Source organism: Tenacibaculum sp. IMCC1, from assembly GCF_054906355.1.
The window spans coordinates 2,783,129-2,803,179 of sequence record NZ_CM142818.1; the positions used below are offsets into that span (position 1 = coordinate 2,783,129).

20 protein-coding genes are annotated in these 20,051 nt (G+C 27.7%); all 20 read left to right on the forward strand.

Translation table 11 applies throughout. The features are described from left to right. The first annotated feature begins 1 nt into the window (after position 1). The 20 genes from ACXIHB_RS12970 (at position 2) to tssD (ACXIHB_RS13065) (ending at position 19,927) form a co-directional block, all read left to right on the forward strand. Complete coding sequence (locus ACXIHB_RS12970; protein ID WP_462098403.1) at positions 2 to 1,789, forward strand: hypothetical protein; 1,788 nt, start codon at positions 2 to 4, stop codon at positions 1,787 to 1,789. Next, positions 1,786 to 4,227: an AAA family ATPase gene (locus ACXIHB_RS12975; RefSeq protein ID WP_274633746.1), complete on the forward strand. Its 2,442-nt coding sequence runs from the start codon at positions 1,786 to 1,788 to the stop codon at positions 4,225 to 4,227. Before ACXIHB_RS12970 ends, ACXIHB_RS12975 begins: the two co-directional genes overlap by 4 nt. Continuing rightward, complete coding sequence (locus ACXIHB_RS12980) at positions 4,212 to 5,156, forward strand: hypothetical protein (RefSeq protein ID WP_073184337.1); 945 nt, start codon at positions 4,212 to 4,214, stop codon at positions 5,154 to 5,156. Before ACXIHB_RS12975 ends, ACXIHB_RS12980 begins: the two co-directional genes overlap by 16 nt. Positions 5,157 to 5,170: 14 nt before the next feature. Then, entirely contained in the window at positions 5,171 to 6,049 is an 879-nt protein-coding gene (locus ACXIHB_RS12985; protein WP_047790412.1) for a TssN family type VI secretion system protein, read from the forward strand. Then, positions 6,042 to 7,208: a hypothetical protein gene (locus ACXIHB_RS12990; protein WP_047790413.1), complete on the forward strand. Its 1,167-nt coding sequence runs from the start codon at positions 6,042 to 6,044 to the stop codon at positions 7,206 to 7,208. The genes ACXIHB_RS12985 and ACXIHB_RS12990 overlap by 8 nt, the downstream gene beginning before the upstream one ends. A 12-nt stretch (positions 7,209 to 7,220) precedes the next feature. Then, entirely contained in the window at positions 7,221 to 7,718 is a 498-nt protein-coding gene (tssO, locus tag ACXIHB_RS12995; protein WP_047790414.1) for a type VI secretion system TssO, read from the forward strand. Between the two features lie 3 nt (positions 7,719 to 7,721). Continuing rightward, the gene (gene tssO, locus ACXIHB_RS13000) at positions 7,722 to 8,168 is read left to right on the forward strand and encodes a type VI secretion system TssO (protein WP_047790415.1); all 447 of its coding nucleotides are present in this window, start codon (positions 7,722 to 7,724) and stop codon (positions 8,166 to 8,168) included. Positions 8,169 to 8,178: 10 nt separating this feature from the next. Next, on the forward strand, positions 8,179 to 9,111 hold the full coding sequence (locus ACXIHB_RS13005; protein WP_047790416.1) for a PKD domain-containing protein: 933 nt from the start codon (positions 8,179 to 8,181) through the stop codon (positions 9,109 to 9,111). Positions 9,112 to 9,113: 2 nt separating this feature from the next. Beyond that, complete coding sequence (tssR, locus tag ACXIHB_RS13010; RefSeq protein ID WP_462098404.1) at positions 9,114 to 11,438, forward strand: type VI secretion system protein TssR domain-containing protein; 2,325 nt, start codon at positions 9,114 to 9,116, stop codon at positions 11,436 to 11,438. A 36-nt stretch (positions 11,439 to 11,474) separates the two neighbouring features. Next, the gene (tssD, locus tag ACXIHB_RS13015) at positions 11,475 to 12,200 is read left to right on the forward strand and encodes a type VI secretion system tube protein TssD (protein ID WP_462098405.1); all 726 of its coding nucleotides are present in this window, start codon (positions 11,475 to 11,477) and stop codon (positions 12,198 to 12,200) included. Positions 12,201 to 12,206: 6 nt separating this feature from the next. Next, a complete protein-coding gene (locus ACXIHB_RS13020) occupies positions 12,207 to 13,589 on the forward strand; it encodes a hypothetical protein (protein ID WP_462098406.1) in 1,383 nt (460 codons plus the stop codon). Beyond that, positions 13,582 to 14,370 carry a hypothetical protein gene (locus ACXIHB_RS13025; RefSeq protein WP_462098407.1) on the forward strand — a complete coding sequence of 263 codons (789 nt, stop codon included), beginning with the start codon at positions 13,582 to 13,584 and terminating at the stop codon, positions 14,368 to 14,370. Before ACXIHB_RS13020 ends, ACXIHB_RS13025 begins: the two co-directional genes overlap by 8 nt. Beyond that, on the forward strand, positions 14,370 to 15,170 hold the full coding sequence (locus tag ACXIHB_RS13030) for a hypothetical protein (RefSeq protein WP_462098408.1): 801 nt from the start codon (positions 14,370 to 14,372) through the stop codon (positions 15,168 to 15,170). Before ACXIHB_RS13025 ends, ACXIHB_RS13030 begins: the two co-directional genes overlap by 1 nt. A gap of 199 nt (positions 15,171 to 15,369) precedes the next feature. Continuing rightward, complete coding sequence (locus ACXIHB_RS13035) at positions 15,370 to 15,561, forward strand: hypothetical protein (protein ID WP_462098409.1); 192 nt, start codon at positions 15,370 to 15,372, stop codon at positions 15,559 to 15,561. 6 nt (positions 15,562 to 15,567) lie between these two features. Then, complete coding sequence (locus ACXIHB_RS13040; RefSeq protein WP_462098410.1) at positions 15,568 to 16,932, forward strand: LysM peptidoglycan-binding domain-containing protein; 1,365 nt, start codon at positions 15,568 to 15,570, stop codon at positions 16,930 to 16,932. Further along, positions 16,880 to 17,152: a hypothetical protein gene (locus ACXIHB_RS13045; protein ID WP_462098411.1), complete on the forward strand. Its 273-nt coding sequence runs from the start codon at positions 16,880 to 16,882 to the stop codon at positions 17,150 to 17,152. Before ACXIHB_RS13040 ends, ACXIHB_RS13045 begins: the two co-directional genes overlap by 53 nt. 8 nt (positions 17,153 to 17,160) lie before the next feature. Further along, on the forward strand, positions 17,161 to 17,733 hold the full coding sequence (locus tag ACXIHB_RS13050; protein ID WP_462098412.1) for a hypothetical protein: 573 nt from the start codon (positions 17,161 to 17,163) through the stop codon (positions 17,731 to 17,733). Between the two features lie 2 nt (positions 17,734 to 17,735). Further along, positions 17,736 to 18,359, forward strand: coding sequence for a hypothetical protein (locus tag ACXIHB_RS13055; RefSeq protein ID WP_462098413.1), 624 nt, complete (start codon positions 17,736 to 17,738; stop codon positions 18,357 to 18,359). A 369-nt stretch (positions 18,360 to 18,728) separates the two neighbouring features. Beyond that, positions 18,729 to 19,223, forward strand: coding sequence for a hypothetical protein (locus ACXIHB_RS13060; RefSeq protein ID WP_462098414.1), 495 nt, complete (start codon positions 18,729 to 18,731; stop codon positions 19,221 to 19,223). 305 nt (positions 19,224 to 19,528) lie between these two features. After that, positions 19,529 to 19,927, forward strand: a complete 399-nt coding sequence (gene tssD, locus ACXIHB_RS13065; protein WP_073184365.1) for a type VI secretion system tube protein TssD — start codon at positions 19,529 to 19,531, stop codon at positions 19,925 to 19,927. Positions 19,928 to 20,051: the final 124 nt, after the last annotated feature.

A 20,051-nucleotide genomic window follows, 5' to 3' on the forward strand; every position in this document is an offset into this window, starting at 1 on the left:
AATGAGAGACGAATATTTTATGAAAATTAAAAATCGAATGCTATTGCGTTCGATGGAATTATGGGGCATTAAAGATAAAAGGAGTGTAGATCCTATTTTAGACTTGCTTTTACATACTTTTGCTTATGAAATATCAAAATTACACCAACAAATAGATGTTTCAGATAAAGAATTATTAGATAGGTTATCTAGAATTTTGGTAAGTAACAAGTGGTCCTTACCATCACCTTCACATGCTTTATTAAAAGCTCAACCGGAAGACGATACGACACAATTAAATGTTTCAGATCATTTTTATTGCTCAAAGAGAAGATTTGGAGAAGATAAGTTAGATGTTTTTTTTACTCCAATTATTACAAAAAAGCTAATAAATGCATCTGTTAAATATTTAGGGTACGATGATAAGTTGTTGGTTTGTGAAAACCGATTTGGTAACATGGAGGATGCTCTTTATTTATCTGAAGAAAAGAAAATTAAAGATTACGAACTTTGGTTTGGTGTTGAAATTTTAGATGATTTATTGGAAGAAACTAATAATCTATCTCTTTGTTTTATACTAAAAGATACTTCGCTTTTACCTTTTTTAAAAACAATGAAGGTGTATGATGTTGATGAGAATGAAATGTTTCTAAATAAGGAAGTTTTAATAAATAACAACAAAGAAGTTCACTACTTTGAAGATGTAATTTCTTTTTATGAAGACTGTTTTTATACTTTAAATTTAAATGAGTCTTGTAGACAACAAAAAACAATAAATGAATTATTTGGAGAGCAAACTGATTTTTTTATTGAGCCTGAAGATTTAGATAAAAAGCTTTTATGGTTTAAAGTAAAGTTACCAGAAGTTTTTTCTAGAGAGAAACTACAAGGAATAGAGGTAAGTTTAAATACTTTTCCAGTAGTTAATAGAAAGTTAGAGTATAAACAACATAACTTTAGAAAAAATGGAAGGATCTTATCGGTACTGAGTGAAGGTGAAAACTACTTTTTAAATATAGAAAGTTTAAGTGATGATAAAGGAAATAGTTATAGTAACGTTATAGAAAACTCTACAGAAAGTCTTGAAGGAGGTTATTCTCTCTACTTTGGAGACATAGGAAGGTTTGATACAAGAAGTGCTAAGATGATGTTAAGTAAAACTTCTCAAACTGTAAGAGAAGAAGGTAGTGCTTTTTCTGCAATAGGGTATGATATTATTCAAGCATATTTAGATGATTTGCATGAAAAACTAGATGAGATTGATAAGAAAATTCATTTAGAATTTGGTGAGGTTAATGCAAATAATAACAAAACATTTTTGTTAACCTATCCACATAAAGATGCCTTTAATTATGAATTTCAGTATTGGCTAACTAATGCAAACCACGCAAATGATATCAATACTAGTTATACTTTTAATCAGTATAGAACAGGTAAGTTTATTGATAGTAAAATAAAACTCAAAACAGATACAATAGGTGGGCATATAAGAAAAGAGGAGCACGACAAAATAAATGGACTGCGCTATGGGTTACTTACTAGAGAAAGAATTGTAACTAGAGAAGATGTAAAAAGTTTTATAAACAATAAAATAGGGCATTTTGTTGAGAGCCTTTCTATAAAAGATGGTGTTGCAATATCAAAAGAAAAGAAAAAAGGATTAATTAGAACTACAGATATATACATAAAAACTAAAAGAGAGTTAATTTCTGAAGAAAAACAAAACCTTTTCAGTTATTATCTTGAAAAAGAATTAGAAAAAAGATCAATATCAAATATAACATATAAAGTATTTTTTATAAAAAAATGATAGAAAAAGATTACAGTTCAAGTGCTTTATCAAGCATAAAAAGAGCTAAAAGTATTGCTTACAGAGAAAATCAAAGCACCTATGGTGTTAGTCATTTAATAACATCGCTAATTAATGAACCAACTGGTTTAGAAGAGATTATTGATAGCATGGGTAAAGATGCTAACTATATTCTTGAGTGGTTTGAGGTAATGAAAGAAATGTATAAGTCAACTCCGCTAAAAGCTTCTGGAGATGTAAATCCAGACCATGAAGTTGCTAAGGTTTTCGAAGAGTCTGAACGTTCAAAAATTAAATTAGGAACGGAAAATATTGATGCCTTATGTATTTTTACAGCAGTTGTAAGAGAGGGAGTTGTGTATTCTGGACAACAAATAGAAACATTAGGTATAACAGAACAAGATATTTTAAATCATTACAATGCTAATACTCCCACTTTTTTAGAATCAAACGTTAAGGAAAATATTTCTGCAATAAGTTCCTATATCGAAGACCTTCAAACAGAAGAGGTAATACAAAAAGGAAACTTAATCTTAGGTAGAGAAAAAGAAGTTCGATTGATTTTAGAAAATTTTGAAAGATCAGAAAGCAAGGGAGTTATTTTAGTAGGAGATTCAGGTATAGGAAAAACAGCAACAGTAAACTACTTCGTAAGAGAATTGAGTAATAGTACAGATGAGTATTTGAAAAGTCACTTAGTGTTTAAACTCAATGTCCCAAAATTATTAGCAGGAGCAAGCTCTGAAAATGATGTAAATAAGAAAATATCAGAACTATTTGAGAAATTAGAGTCTATTGATGCTCCTTCCATATTAGTTATTGATGATCTTCATGTATTGCTTGAAAATGCATCAGGAAAAACCAATGCTATTGTTAATATCTTAAACGCTCAATTAAGTGAAGGGCGAATTAATATGATTTTTACAATTAATTCAGATTCATACAGGAAAAATCTTGAAAGACACCCTATAGATGGTAAATTAGAAATATTGAAGCTAGAGGAATTAGGTAGCCTAGAGATGTTAAAGTGTTTACATAGACATAAAAAAAGGTTGGAACTACATTTTGATATTAAAATTTCAGATAGAGCAATTGAGGAATCTATACATCTTTCAAAAAGGTATTTTAAGGAAAAGAAGTTACCTTATGGTGCAATAGATTTAATAGATAAAACTGTAGCAGCTGTAAAGATGAGCAACGCTACGGTATTAACAGAGGTTAGAAAAATAGAAAAAGAGTTTAATGAAGTTAAGGACTCGGAAAAGTTTGAATTTTCAGATTTACAATTAATATACAATACTATTTACAGAAAAGTTAGTGTTATTCAAACCTCAAAAGTTACCAAGTCATTTAATTTAGTATCTGATAATCCAGATTTACAACAAGAAATATCGAAGGTTGATGAATTCTTATCAATGTTAAAAGAGCTAGCTAAGACGCCTATTGATATTGTAAGTGAAATGAATATTGAAGCTGTTGTATCAGAAATTACAGGCATTCCTTTAGGAAAAATTCAAACAGAAGAAAAAGAACGTCTTTTAAATATTGATAAAAAGTTACAAGAAAGAGTTAAAGGGCAGTCAAACGCTATTCAAACACTCTCTGATGCTATTATTGAATCGCGAAGTGGACTTAGTAACCCTAAACAACCAATTGGTTCTTTCTTCTTTTTAGGACCTACTGGAACAGGAAAAACTGAATTAACTAAATCATTAGCAGAGTTACTATTTGATGATGAAACAGCAATGATTCGTTTTGATATGTCTGAATTTAAAGAGGAACATTCAGCAGCGCTACTTTATGGGGCACCTCCAGGTTATGTAGGATATGAAGAAGGAGGGATGTTAGTAACAAAAATTAGACAGCGTCCATATTCAGTAGTTTTATTTGATGAAATTGAAAAAGCTCACAGTTCTGTGTATGATGTTTTTCTACAATTAATGGATGAAGGAGTAATTCATGATAAATTAGGAAGAGAAGGAGATTTCTCTAATGCGATTGTCATTTTTACATCTAACATAGGTAGTCAATGGATTGCTGAGCAAATAACAGGAGGAAAAATTCCGACCTCAAATGAGTTAATAGAGGTAATGGCACAACACTTTAGACCAGAATTTTTAGGGAGGTTAACAGAAGTAGTTCCATTTGCGCCAATAAATCAAAAAGTAGCACAAGATATTTTAGTAATACACTTTAATAAACTAAGAAAGCAATTAGAACAACAAAAACAAATAGTGTTAGATATTTCTGATGAAGCTTTAGAGTTCTTGTCAAAAAAAGGATTTTCTCAAAAGTATGGAGCCAGACCCATTGCAGGAGTTGTAAGAACATACGTGAAAAAGATAATATCTAAAATGATAGTTTCTGAACAGGTAAATAAAGGAGATCATGTATTATTAGATTATAAAAACAATAATCTTGTATGGGAGCTAGTGTAAATGAAAATGATACCGTTATAGACGAGCTTGTTCGTAATATGACATCTAACTTTATAGGTGAGGTTTTTATTGAAGAATTAGAGTTTTTATTAAAAAAAGATGTCTCAGAAGTATTAATTGTGAAAAATCACGGTATGAATACTAGAGCTCAATCTAAAGATGTTTTGTCTATTAATTCAAATTTTATTGCTAAAGACACAGGGTTTGAAGAGAACTTAGTAGTAAATTTAAGTAGAAATAGTATATATCATCAGTTACCAGAAATATTATTTTACCCTCTTTCCTTAGGGGTTAATTCAGATAATAAGAAGGAAGTAGTTGATACAATTCGTAGAAATAGGGAAAAAGAAAAAGGAGATATTAATTTTTTTACACTATTTGATACAGAAATATTTAAAGAAAGAGTTAGGATTAATAATAGAAGCTTAAACTTTTTTTCAGACAAAAAATCAAAACAAAACCTATTAAATATTTTTAAACAAATTATAGGTTTTGATATAGAAATATCAGATGAGTCATTGTATAAACTATTTCTTAATTTATGTAAGTCTGAGTTTTTTAAAGAGAATTTAGTCGAGTTAGAAAAACTAATACAAATTGTTTTAGGCTTAAAAGTAGAGCTTAGTTATATACCTTGTGCTATAAAAGAATCTCCTTTTTTAAGTTTAGGAGATGCTGTTTTAGGAGTAGATCTGGGTTTAAGTGGTGAGGTTTATAGTGAGATAGATGATGTTAAAGTAGTTGTGGTATTAGAAAAAGAAGTAGAAAACTTTAAAGTTTTAGAAAAAAGTGTTTTACAAATAAAGGAAGTGTTAAACTTCTTTTTAATTTCCTCAAGAAAAATTCATATCACTTATAAAACAAACTCTGATCAATCTTTTGTTTTATCAGAAAGATTTTTAGGGTATGATTCATATTTAACTAAATAAGAAAAGAAAAAGTTATGAACATAATAATAGTATATTTTTTAAAATTTCTTTTAGCACCATTAATAGCTATTGTTTCTTTAATGGTATTAAATAACATAGTAAAGGCAAAAAAATCGTTTAATATAAAAAAGGCAATAGTCTTGGTTTTATTGCTAACTATAGTTCTAGTAGCCCCAGTTTTAATTAGTTTATTAAAATATGAATTTGTTTGGGTAGGGTTGATACTCACAGTTTTGTGTTATCTTTTTATAGGTGTGTTTTTCATGCTTTTTCAAAATACAAAGTTTTACAAATCTATAGGCCTAGATAATAAATTCCATACACTATTTTTTGCTTTTATAGTAATGCTTCTTTCAGGGTGGCTGTATTATCTAATTTTTGAAAAAATAAGTAATTTACCTTACGCACTTTGGGCAATGTTATCAATAATTTGGTTTGTGTTACCATTACTATACACAATGTCTTTAGAATACTTTTTAAACATATCAAAACCATTTTATAAAGCCTGGAATGTTTCAGATAATGGAGTTAGTGATATGTATTGGGATAATGTAGACGTTTTTAAATTAATACAAGTAACAGTAAAAATTAAAAGAAATCCAGAAGATAAAAACTACAGTTCTTTTTCAGTAAAGTTACCCATGGAGGTATCAGTAGGTATGTGGTTTAATCGATTTATAGAAGATCAAAACTTTAGATTTCCTGATAGAATGATTGATACTTATTTGGAGGGAGAGCCAATTGGTTGGATTTTTTACACAAACAAATGGTTTAATTTTCCTCTTTTTACAAAAGTCTTAGACGCTGAAAAAGACGGGAAGTTTAATAAAATAAGGAATAAACAAACTATATATATAAGAAGAACTGCATTAAACACCATTGAAGATGAATAAGAAAAATAATAAAATGAATTACTTACCAATAAATTGGACTGACGGAGTAAAAATATCTGCAGAACATTTTTTTAAAAATTATAACAACACAATTGAAACCATAAAAGACTACAATTCGGTTTCTCTTAAAAATTATGAATATGGATTAGTTGATGGAGGAACTAATTTTGAAAACCTACAATTAGATGTTTTAAACGATGGAGATAACTCTTTAGTAATAAAACTGAAATCTTGTAACGCCATCACAGAAAAAGGATACAGGATTATGTATCACCGAGATTTGTATGGGGCAAATTCACCATCAGTAACATTAAAAACATCTGATTTTGATAAAACAGAAAGCGAAGAATTTTATATAATGCTTTCGCTATCTCCATTTGAGTATTTACCAGTAGGTATTCCAGACCCTGAAGTTATACCTTTACACCATCCTAATGTATTACCTAAATTAGAACTACATACACTTCCAGTTTCAAAAATTAATACTAGCTTTTTAAAAGAGCACTTTTTGGTTATAGGAAAGGTGTTATGGACAAATGGATTGTTTTCTATTGATGAAAGTTATGTGCCTCCTGTTGTTAATTTAACATCTAATGAAAGGTTAGAAGGATTTGGAAAAGGGTTATTACAAATGCTTATTAAGTCTAAAAACTATTCGATTAAAATTTTCAAAAAAAATAATGGGCAAAAAAGCAGTAATAAATTAGTAGCCAATACCTTTTCAATTTGCAGTAAACTGCAAGAGTACTACAGTGATAATATTTTTAATTTAGAAAATATTTCTACTAGTAGATCACCTATGTATTTGGTTGATAGATTAGTGGTGTTAGCAAATAAGCTTTCTATTTGCTTGAGTATTATGGATGATAAAGAGAAAGAGCAATTACTACAATATTATTATCAATGGACAGACATTAAGCCTTCTGTTTTCCTTGATGCAATAGTTGATGCTGTAAACGTTAAGTACAACCATATTGAGATAGCAGAAACGTTTGATGTGCTAAATAGGTTTGTAGTTATGTTGGAGCGCGTATTTAAAAAGATGAGTGAACTAGAGTATATAGGACAAAGAAAAGATAATATTGTAATTAATGAAGAATCTGGAGCGCAATTCAATAGAAATAGAGGTAAAAATAGTACTTGGAGTATAATTGATTAATATAAATTTCTTATGAAAGCTTTAAATCACAAAGAAAGGAGAAAACAAATACTTAAGTTTTTTGCATCATTCTCTTTAACAGCAGTAGTCGTATTCTTTTGTTTATATGTCACTTTAATTATAGCAGAAAAAGGGGTTGTTTTAATTGAGAGTAAACAATCTCATTACAATGAAGTTTTTAAAAAACAAGCTATGTTAAATTTTAAAATGGAAGAGCTTTTTAAAAACCTATATAGTTTAAAAAATAAAAGAAGGAATATTGGAGAGTATAGACAAATGCAGAAGATTATAACTAACACCAGAGTAGAAATAAGACAAAGTATAGATAGTACAAAAAAAGAAAACAACTATTACAAAATTTACGGTGAGTTTTTGTCTGAAATAAGGAATATACAATCACTTCTTGAAAATTATAACAAAGAAGTTAATACAAGAGAAGCCAATAAAGAACAATTAGAAAAGTGCAGAGAGAAATATAAAGATTTAAATAAAAATTTAAATAAAGAGTAAGCTATGGATAAACATGAGATTTTTTGGGAAAAAATAAGGTTTTCTCTTTTGTTTATAATAATTTCTACAGTAGTGTTTATAATACTAACTAAATTTATATTTAAAGTGCCTGTAGTAGAAAGTAAAGAGCTGCTAAATAGTATTGACGCTTCAGAAGAAATTTTTGATATTCAGGAAGAATACACAAAAAAAATAAAAAATACACATAAAAAAATTCAAGAAATACCTTTTGATGTTATTCAAATTCAGGTATTAGACGAGTTAGATAAGGAAATTCAACAATACAAAAAAATTTATAGAGATAACGATATGAATAATAGATATATATTCGGAGTTCAATCATCAAAAACGCTTAAAATGTTTTTCGATTTGAGTGAAGAATACAATGCTTTAAAAAGGAATAATAAAGTTCTGAAAGAAAATCTAGAAGAATGTAAAGCTAATATTTAAATAAAAGAATATGTCTAATAAATTTAAATTATCAGCTTTAATTTTTATAGCTTTATTAGTATTAATACTGGCCATATTTGCACCTTATAAATCAAGACTCAGTAATTTAGATTTTTACGTGTCTGAATCTAATAGTAACTACCAGTTTGAAGTTGGTGAAAAACTGTTTTTCCTTTTAAATGATACGAGTTTAGTTGAAGGAAGAAAAGTGGTGTGGCATATGGGAAATGGAGATTCTATAGTAAAACCAGGAAATATCGATTATAAATACCGTAAAGAAGGTAAGTATTTAGTATCAATAAAAATAAACGATAAGTTTACTGTTTCAAAACAAATAGGTATAGTTTCTTTACCAAAACTATCACCTAGAGACTCTTTGGTAACATTGCATGGCGTAGATGAAGGTTATGTAGGAGAAGAATTAGTGTTTTTTACCGAGGGAAAAGGAATAAATACCTGGTATTGGGAGTTTGGAGAAACAGGTACAGTTGATGCTTATGAAGAACAAGTAATTTACAGATATAGTAAACCAGGAGACTACAGGGTAAAACTTCAAACAAATACATTAAAATACCCAATATTTCATAATATAAAGATTTTACCAAGATTTGAAAAAGTTGAGGAATTAGAAAAAGTAGACTCTTTAGGGGTTGTGCAAAATGATATTAGAAAAAGACTTCAAGCAATAGCAGATAGCAAGGTTACAGATAGAGGAACTTTTTATAAAAACTTAAATTATATAAAAAATAACTATACATGTAATCAAGCAGAAGACATACTTGTAATTGTTAATGGAGGAAGGTATAATGACTTTTTTAGTTACTGCCAAGGTTTACACTATTTAGAAAATAAGAAAAGAAGCAAAATAATTATAAATAAAGTTGAAATAGATACAATTAAATGTTTCAAAAGATTAAATGTAACACAAAGTTTACTAAGATAATAATGCAAAAAAAAATAACACTTTTTATTTTTTTGCTGTTGCTATATTCCTTCCCTATTGTATCACAAACTATAGGGAAATATGAGAAAGTAAAAGAAGTAAAAACTGATAGGTTTAACTATCTAAAAAAAGCAAAAACGAAGCACGATGCTTCGTTAAAAATGGTCTTTTCAGATAGAGAGGAAAACTCTTTTTATAAAGGACCATATGTGCAAGAAAAGTTTAAGAAAAAAGGATTACTTACTCCGTTGTATGTAATTAATGAAAAAGAAAACTCGTATGAAGTAGTAGTAGCCAACCCAGATCAAATAGGAAAACCCAAAGGATTGTTTTCTATGTTCTATGGAGATAAGTTTAACTTTAAAGATTCAGAGCAAGTAGAATATTTAGGATGGATTCCTACAAGTAATGTAATAGAGTATAATCATTCGTTTTTAGAAACATGTAATAATAAACCTATAAAATATAAGGTAGGAACAGATAAAACGTTACGACTTTTTGATTTGAAACCATATATGGAAGTAGACTCTGTAAATGTGTTTAAAGATCCCTTTTTTAGAACAAAGTCAAACAAAAAGTTAGTGTCTAATCAAATTGTATACCCTTATAAGTATGATGAAAAAGGGAAAGCAGTATTTGTGTCAGATAAACCCGTTTTAAAAGACTCTATTTCTCAAACAGTAGGTTGGATACCATCAAACTTAATTACACGTATTGGACAAAGTCAAGTATATGTTATAAATGACACTGATAGTTTATTGGCAGTTAGTAATAAAGATACAATTCAACTTACAGGTGAAGATGTATTGTCTAAATACTTATATACAGGATATAAAAACTTAAAAACAGATGTTACTAAAGACTTGATAGCTCCAGTACATGTTTGGAATCATGATAAAAATAAACTTATTAATGTAAAAGGAAATAGCTTTTATACAAAAGAAATAAAATTTATGAAAGAGGAGTCGAAGGTAGTAAACTTCCATTTTATTTCTAAAAATGAGGAAAGCGAACATCTAAAAAAAATATTGAACTCATTACAAAGTTTATACATAACCTTATTTCAAGAACCTACTGAAGCTCAATACAGTTTTTCTGCAATTTTAGTCGATAGAAAAGGAACAGCAATATTAGAAAAAACAAGCTCTTTTTCAGAGTGGATTAGCTTTGTTGAATCTTTTATAGAAAGTAATCAAAACAATTTAGCTGTAGAATACGTTGAAAAAACAATGTCTATTCCCAAAGCAGTAAATTATGTAATAGATAATTTTTCAGATGAAAATAAGCGTTTTGAAAACAATTTCTTCATCATTGCTTCAAGCAAAGAAAACACGAATGATATTAAAAGGCAAAAAGATACTTTTTTTGAAAAAATAGCTAAAAAATCACCTAAAATTATTTTTGCACAATTAGACAATAATCAAAGTGTAAGATCTCAGAATTATATATTAGGAAGCAAAGAGTTTTTGTATAAAACAGGAAAATATTATAATGAATTTATCAAGAATTTTATTGTGGATAATGAAATTATAGTAGAAAACAATATCTTAAAAAAGATGCCTGCAGATGAAGATAATATTTATGTGTACGATGCTCCAGATAATAGCCTTTTTAATGGAGGCGTTATTTTTCCAAGAATAGAAAGTTCATTAACTCCTCTATCTTTAGAAAAAGCGATAGATACTGTTTTAAAAAGATCTACATTAACAAATAATAAGCTTATATCCTCGTTAAATTACTTTAATAAAAAACTAGGAGTTTTAAGAAGTGAACCAAGCACAACGATAAAAACAAGATATAAAGAGTTAAATACAGACAGCTTACGTCTTTTTCAATTAAGCAGAAACAATTTACATGAAGTATTGTACCAAAAAGTATCATTACTTAACGATAGTATAATAAAAAAAGGCTATGTCTTAGATAAAGATGAAATTATAGAATTAATAGAAAATTATCGCAGCACATTTCCTCAAATGGCAAAACCCATTACAAGAAAAAAGCGAAGAGTAATAAAACGATTGTACCAAAAACAAATAAAAATATTAAACAAAGCTGCCTATAGATATGTTTTAAGTAGAAAAGCAACAATAGCAGATTTATTTTACTTTAAATCAGGAATTCCTTTAAATCATGAAGGATATTACTGTTTAGGAATATATAAATTACCAAGAAAAAGAGTAGGAAAAAATGGCTTTGAAAAGTTTTATTTTCAACAATATGAAAAAATAGATAAATTAGAAGAATTATTTTTAAAAAATAAGTTGCAAAAAGTAGAAGAAGGTTATAGAAGTGAAGTGTACTTCATACCTTTAGAACTATTGCCCTAGTTAATAGTTAGGAAGAACCCCGAAAATTGCCTAAAAATGAATGTTAAAGCAAAGCTATTTGTATGTGGAGAAGAACGAGAACTTTTCAATACAAATTTAAATTACAATCGACTTATTGATTGGAACGGAAAACCTACCTCTGCCTTAATGGGAGGAACCATCTCGGTTACATTTGAATCGCAAATGTATGATGATAGTTTTTTAGAATGGATTATTGCCGACAGAACCGAAAACAAAAAAATACCATATCCTTTTGACTTATATCAGTTAAGAGACGGTAAAATTGTTTTTTATCAAGATGATTATGACGGATTAGAAATTTTTGAATACAACTTTCAAGATGGTACACTCATCAATTACCATGAAAGGTTTTGTAATCAGTCAGGTATGCAGGTAACTCTGACCATATCTCCAGCAATGCAAGACTACCGATTTTTTAACAACTCTAGCTGGAGTAAAAAAAGTACCACACGCTATATAAAACACTGGCAAGAAAGTTTTATACCAATAAAAGAAGCTACACCATATAAAGCTAAAGAAGATACAACACCAAGAATTATAAGAAAAGAGTGGAGAAATCAAGAAGGAGAGTCTATCAAAGAAGCAGAAGTAAATAGTAATTCTGTATTGTATATAAAGGTGATTAATATAGACGAAGGGGAAGAGGTGAAAATAATTTTAGAAGATTCAGATGATAACTCAGCTAGTAATGTTGAACTAAAAGGAATTGTTAATGAAAAAGGGGAAGTAACCTTAAAATAATAAATTATGAAAGAAGAAAAAAGACTTAAATCAAAAAAATATATTCCCAAAGTTTACTATAGAGGAGAATTATTAAACCATAAAGAAACACCTTTAACAGTAAAGGAAACAGAACTTTGCCCTTACTGTAAAGAGGAAATAACTTTTGAACAAGTTAAGCATGTGGTTCCTGAAGCAGAAAAGGAGATTACCGAAAAAATACTAGTCTATCTTAACAAGTATAGAAAAGATTATAAATTAGATACTTGCCTTAGAAAAGCTCATTTTATTGCTCAAGTTGGAGCCGAGATGAAATTTTTGAAAAAAAACATGCAAGAGAGTCATAATTATAATTATGCTAGTCTTCCTCAAAAATATTTTAGTAAAAGTTATACTATTGATTCAATTATATTAGAATCTCTTAAAAATAATTTGAATGAAATTTTCAAGATAGTTGATAAATCGGGTAAAATAAAAACAAAAACTAATATTGAACTTAAATCAATTTTAAATGAAGAGAATGTAGTTGTTGATGTAAGGAGGTTATATGGTAAAAATTCAAAGGAGAAAACGATTAAAGAGGTTAAGGAGAAAGTTAAAGATAAAACTGGAAATGAAGTCGAAGAATTAAAGTTTAAAATAATTTTAAAAAAGCATAAGGCTTTTCGCATACCGTTATTTTCAAGGTTTTACGCTACATACCCGAATGATAAAAGAGGATTGGGGAATGGTAATGAACTGTCTAGAGAAGGTTTTATGTTTTGTGGTAAAGGTATTAAACAATTAACAGGAAAAGGAAATTATATTTCTTTTTCTAATTTTAGGAAGAACAATCCTTTTCCTGATGACCCAAAAGGTTATATAGATTTCACTAAAATTACAGACAAAACTAATTATAAAGGAAATTTTGATTTATTAGCTGATACTAATAATGTAATTTATGGTGTACAATCTGCTTTGTGGTTTTACCAAAAAGGAGGGGTAAGTATACAAAAAAAGTATGCAGCTGATTGGGCTGCAGAAGATGATATAAAAAGAAGTACAAGAATTATTAATGGAGGATATAATGGAATAAGAAATAGAAGGGATAATACATTTAAAGCTAGAACGGAAAAAGGCTTTAAAGTTTATAAACATTATGAAAAAATATATGAAAAAGGAACAAAAGAGCAACAAGAATTAATAGAAAATATACTTTTAAATATTTCTCAAGAAGAAAAAGTAAAAACTAGAGAATATGATAACAGTTTAAAAAAAATGGTTACTGCATATGTTGATTTAAAAGATGTAGAAGCTGAAAAATTATTAAAGAAATTAAAAGAGGTAAAACCGGTTAATAGTTTAAAGCCAAAAGGTATTAAACTTTTTATAGAATCAGATTTAAAATTAACTCCCTTAAAAAATGAATAAGACAATTAAAATATTAATTATAAACATATTTTTTTTAAGCTTTATTTCTTGTAAAAGTCAAAAAAAAATCATCAAAGATGATTTAATTTTAAATATTAAAGACTCTATTGTTTGTAATAATAAAACAGAAAGAAAGTATAATTTACCCTATGTTAAGTTAGGTGATAAAATCTCTTCTAAGAAGATAAATGATAGGATTTTAATAGATGTTAAAGATAATATTGATTGGTTTGATACATTCAATAAAGAGAAGAGTCTACAAGAAAACTTAAACTTATTTATTTTAACTAATGAAGAGAAATGTAATGAATACTCTTTAGCTCCTTTTGTTGCTTCTTATTATGAAATAGGTGAAGCTAGCAAAAATATAATTTCTTTAAAGTTGTTTTTTGAGATATATTCAGGTTCACTTAGAGTTGAAGAATATTATTATAATTTTTTCTTGGACTCAGGCTTAGAGATTACTTCAAAAGATATTTTCAAGAGTCAGTCAAAAGAACTTTTAAACTATTTAAATAATAAAATAGAATCTGAGTTAAATGATTTTTTTGAAGAAGAAATGACTGAAAACGAAAAACAATTGATTGTAAAGAAAAGCTTATTAACTAATTTACCACAACGTTTTTTTTTAACAAATGAAAATGGAAAAGGATTAGATATTTTGATCGATAGCAGTTGGGCTAACCTAAATTTTAGTTCAGTATTTAATGTGTTTTTTTCTTTTGAAGAACTTAAACCTTTTTTAAAGGAAGATTTTAAAATGAAAGTAGGTGTTGAATAATGCTTATTTTAAGAAGAACATATATTTTAACAATTTTTTTAATTGTTTTTCAATCTTGTAAAAGCCAAACTGTCCTAGCTAAAGAATTAGAAGTACTTACATTAAAAGATTCTATTAAGTGTGATAAATCTTTTAATTTCTCTTTAAAGTATAATCTACCTTATTTAATTGATAAAAATAAGTTAAAGGAACAGAAAATTAATAATGAAATACTAAATGAATTAGATGCGGATGGTATTCTATACTTTATAGAGGATGATACAAAGTTCATATCGATAAAAGATAAGTTAAAACTATTCCGAAAAAAAATAAAAAAGAATTGTGAAAATGAATTAGATTTTTTTTCTGATGAAATAGAAATTAATTGGAAAAAAAGTTTTATAGAAGACTCATTATTAGGTGTAAAAACAACATGTACATCAATACCTTCTGCTGGTTATAATTTTTCTATATCTTATATAAATATTGATTTAAAGCAAATGAAAATATTAAGTTTTAAAGATGTTTTTTTAAAGGATAATAACTTATTTTTAAGTTTTTTAAGTCAAAAAATTAAAAAAGAAATGATGATAGATGTAGAAGAAGATGAAGCGTTAAAAAGCTTAGAAAGAAAAGGGGCAATAAAAAATATGACAAATTTTTATGTTACCAAGAACAATGAAAATACTGTTTATGTTGTCTTTTTAATAAAAAAAGATTGGGGTGCAAAACATGACACAAATTTAAATGTGATAATACCCATAAACGAGCTTACTCCATACTTAACAGAAAGCTTTAAAAAGATTGTTAGGTTAAAATAATTTTAATAACAGCTCTAATTAGTATAAATCAGAGTACCCACGCTATATAAAACACTGGCAAGAAAGTTTTATACCAATAAAAGAAGCTGCACCATACAAAGCTAAAGAAGATACAACACCGCGCTTTACTTGTTACTATACCGACCTTGAAGGTAATAAACAAGCAGAACCACATACAGGAGAAGAAGTGTACTTAGTATTGAAAACAGAAAATGCTATAGGACAAACAATAGATATTGATTTAAGTAACCATACCAAAGATTTTGTATACAACGATAAGGTTATAGAAAACGATATTATAAAAGAATTTAAGGTAACTAGTAGTGAACATAAATTGAAGTTACGTGTAGTTGTTCAACAAGAAGGAGAAAGAGAAACAATACAAAATTAATTAGCTATGGCAACATTAACTGTAAAACCAAGTAATACTCTGAAAATTAAAACCCAACGAGTAAAAAAAGCTTATTTGGCAAAAAAAGAGATTAAAGGTACTGAGAAAACAGGAGAAACTGAAAGTTATACTTTTAAAGGGAGCAATAATACAAGTACAAAAGCTCGTAAGGAAAAGATAGCAACAATTATTTATAAAAACATTAAGGGAGGTTTACAAAAAAAGCAACAGCAAACAACAGTTGCTCACATAGTACAGGTACTTAAAAAAGACTCATATACAAAAGGAGATTGTATTGATATTCCTTTAACTCTGCCAAAAATAGAGTTTACAAAACTAGCTAATGCTAATTTAGGAGATGAGGTGTATATGGTGGTTGAAACTGAAAATATGGCTAATAAACGTATAAAGTTAAGTTTAAAACAAGCCGAAAAAGATTGTTTGGTAGCAAAAGATAGTTCTATAGTTTTACAACAGGATGGTAAAAAAACTAGTGTTGTAGAAACGTATGTAAGCAGATTTACAGAGCAAAATAAAAAGAACATATCAAATGCTGAAGATTTTAGAAACTTTGCAATAGATGCAGTTACACTATCACCTAAAGAAGAGAAAGATCAGAAAAAATACAGAGAAGCTTTAAATAAAACAACTGACAAAAAAACAAAGTTGTTTATGGTCGTTGATGCAGAACCAGTAGGAGCTTCTTGGAAAGAAGTTTTTTATGATGAGGTATTTGACTTAACACCAAACCAATGGTATTATGGAGAAAAAAATTGGTTTGAGTTGAAGAGTGAAAATGTGGTAGAAATAGGGGTTTATCATACGGGGTACCTTGACAAGGTAGATTACAAAGAAGTAAAAAAAGTAAAATATGTTTATCATGATAAGGAGGGAAAAAAACATAGTTTAAAAGATGTTTACGATGTGATTCAAGTTGAAGAATATGGATATGGGAAAACCTTAAAATCTGTACCAAAAGGTTATACTAAAGAAGAAGTTATAAGTAACGGTCGAAAAAAATATACCTATGCTGATAAGATAGTTGTTAAAGGGACAAAAGGTGGTGAAAAAGGAAAAATTCGAAAATATGTAAAAACAGGTAATAAAACACCATTAATCAAAATAGATAGTAAAAATTATACAGGTCAAAGTATACCAATTCAATTTAAGTTAATGTCTAATAGTACCAGACCCTATATTCATCCAAATGCTTTTGCTTGTGTGTTAGGAGCAATAGCTGGGGTCGGTTATAAAGATATTACAATGATTGGTTTTACAAGCAAAGATAATCATGGCTTTCCAAGTAAAACACATGTGAATGGAAAGCATGGAGATTTTAGGTATTTGCGTAAGGATAAAACAAGGAGCTAGTCTTCATATCGATAGTGTTGAAGGAGCCAATAAATTAGATATAACAAGACAAGAAAAATTGATTGATGCTTTTGTGAAGTTTGGATGGCCTAAGTTTTATAGTTTCAAATTTAAATTAAAAGAAGATCAAAAAGAAAAACAGAGTCTAAAAAAATGTGACCATTTAGCGGGACATCATCACCATTTACATTCAAGACAGTTTAAAGCAAATTTTAAATAATGAAAACTATGTCAAAATATAAGTTTATAACGCTTTTTATAGTAATACTACATTTTTTTATTAATTGTAAATTAGGAGGAGGAACAAACTTAAAATCACCTGATAATATAAATGTCATTATTGAAAATGACTCTATAATAAATATAGATAGAAAGAAAGTTTCAGAAGAATGTATAAAAAAAGCAGAGAGAATAAGGATGTCTGAAAACCTTGAGCCTAATGAAGGAAGGGATTTAGAGAAAGGACATCAAACTATTTTTGTCGAAGTTTTAGAAGAAATGGAAACAGGAGATAAAAATATTGAGTATACAATTAATTCTGATAATAAAGATATAAGAGAGTCGAATTCATATTCTTTTTATCTAGATACTCTGGATAATGCTTTTTTAATAATTAATACTATTACTAATTATAATATCGAAGATGAGTCTGAGGTAACTTTAGTTAAAGACACTATTTTTTTAAAAGAAAATAAAATTATTTTTATAAAAGATAGACATTTGTCTAAAGACGAGTTGTTGGTCAAGCAAGAAGAAATTGATGTAATCAAGAGAGAAATAAATAAGATACTGAAAAATTAACAATGTACTTTAAACAAACATTAATTGTTTTATTTGTTTTTTCTATTGTTTTAATTCAATGTAAGGTAGAAGGGAATAAAAGTTTAGATACAATTTCTATAAAAAAGTTACCTTATAAGTATTCATATGATTATAATAATGATTTTTTATTTGCTCTTATAGATAGCCTAAAACAGAAAAAAGAAATAGAAGAGAAATCTGAGTTGAATTTTTTGTTTTCTGATAAAACTGTGTTTAAATTAAAAGAGGAGTTATACGCTAAAGAGGAAGATAGCTATCCTTATAAAGGAAAAGGATATTTTTATAAGAGGTTTCCAGATAAAAATAAGTATAAAGTACTTTTATTTATTTATACAAATAAAGAACAAGATTATTATTTGCCATATTTTGAGCTACAAACTATAAGCAGTAATAACAAAACTGTTGATAAACTGATTGTCGTAGGAGGAAAGAATTATGAATGTGGATGGGATAGAAGTTTTGAAATTGATAAAGATTATACAATAACAACTATTGATGAACAATCTTGTTACGATATAGAAGAAGAAAAAGAAATTGAAAGAGTAACATATATAAATGAGTACAAAATAGATACCCAAGGTTATTTTAAGAAAATAAAAAAATAAGATTATTTATAACTAAAAGATAAGAAGTTCCGATTTATAATTTTGAGTTAGATATAAATTTTCAACCTCTAGGCACTAAAAAAAATCTGAGGTAACAATACTGCAAGATTAGTTTTTGCTAAGAACCATTGTAATTAGCAACTAAACCTTAACATCTTTGATTCTATATATTATTAGTAATTACTGTCAGTCAATATAAAAAACTTACTACTTTTGTGAAACTGCTAAAAAAGATTAACCTTATATTTTGAAGAAGAAAAAGGCTACTACAAAATTATAGTATGGTAGCTACCAATTTATATAATACAATTCTTTCTTCTTACAACCTATAAACGAGTTAATAGCAGTTTTTCAATTAAATTTATATATATGATTTTTAAACTGATATTTAGAAAAAAATTAAAAGAGTTAAAGAAGAGAGAACAAGGAATAGAATTAGAAAGAAACCGTTTAAAAAAAGTTAAGTATTTATTAGATGAACGAGTAGGTGAAGGAGCAAAATGTGTAATAGAGACAACTAATAAAGGAGTAGCTGTGTTAGTAGCAATAAACTCTAAAGAAAATGAAATAGAAGTTTTTGATATTGATACTATGAACACATCTTCAGTTAAAGAATCTGGGTTATGGGTGAAGATGTGGGACAAAATGAGAAGTAAAGAAGTTTTTTTACAAGATAGAAATGGAAAAAACAAGGGCTTCGAAGAAGTTGCAATGATACATTTATTTAACTTGATTGATAAAGCCACAAAAGAAAAAGTTAGTTGGAAAGTAAAAGATATTAAAGATTATAATGATAAAGATGAACTCATTACTTTATATGAAAATATGGGGTTTAAAATAAAACACTTTTCAAAAGCCCAATAACTTTAAAGAGCGTAAAATCAATTTAATCAGTAGTAGTCTTTGTTTAGTTAAGATTGTTAAGTTATCTTGAGAAAATACTTTAAGAAAAGTAACAATTTATTTACATAAAAATTTGGCAGTAATAAAACTATAATATACATTTACGCCACATAAGGCAATATTTGTTATCTTCTTTCTTCTTTTAGAATGGCGCCAAAAATAAAAAAAAGAGAAGGTTTTATATTGTTTAAAGCTTTCTCTTTTTTTATTGAGAAAGCTCTAAAAAGTATTTTAAAATTAATTATTAAACCCAAAAAAAAGAAACTATGGGATCATTTAGAGCAAGTTTCGAATTCGCAGGAAAAGAATTCGACGTATTAGAAGCTGAGTACAGCTTAAACAGAAACACAGACACAAAAGGTAAGCCATCTTCAAGTGTAAACGGAGGAAGAGTTACTTTAACTATTGAATCAACATCAGATACTTCTGTTATCGAGGCAATGGTGAATAGCCAGTTTAAGTCTGTAGATGGAAAAATTGTTTTCAAGAAAACAGATGAAGATTCAAAAATGAAAGAAGTAGAATTTAAAAACGCTTACATCGTTTACTTCAAAGAAGAATTAGATGTAAACAACGAAATTCCAATGAAATTAACAGTTACTTTCTCAGCTGAAGAATTATTAATTGGTAACGCTAACTTAGATAACCGTTGGCCAGTAGCTTAATGAGAAGGACTAAATAACATTTAGTTTTATATAATTTATTTATTAAAGACCTTCTCTTTATTACAAAGGAAGGTCTTTTTTTGTTTAAAAAATAGCATTGAAAATTATTCTAACAAAGAAAAAA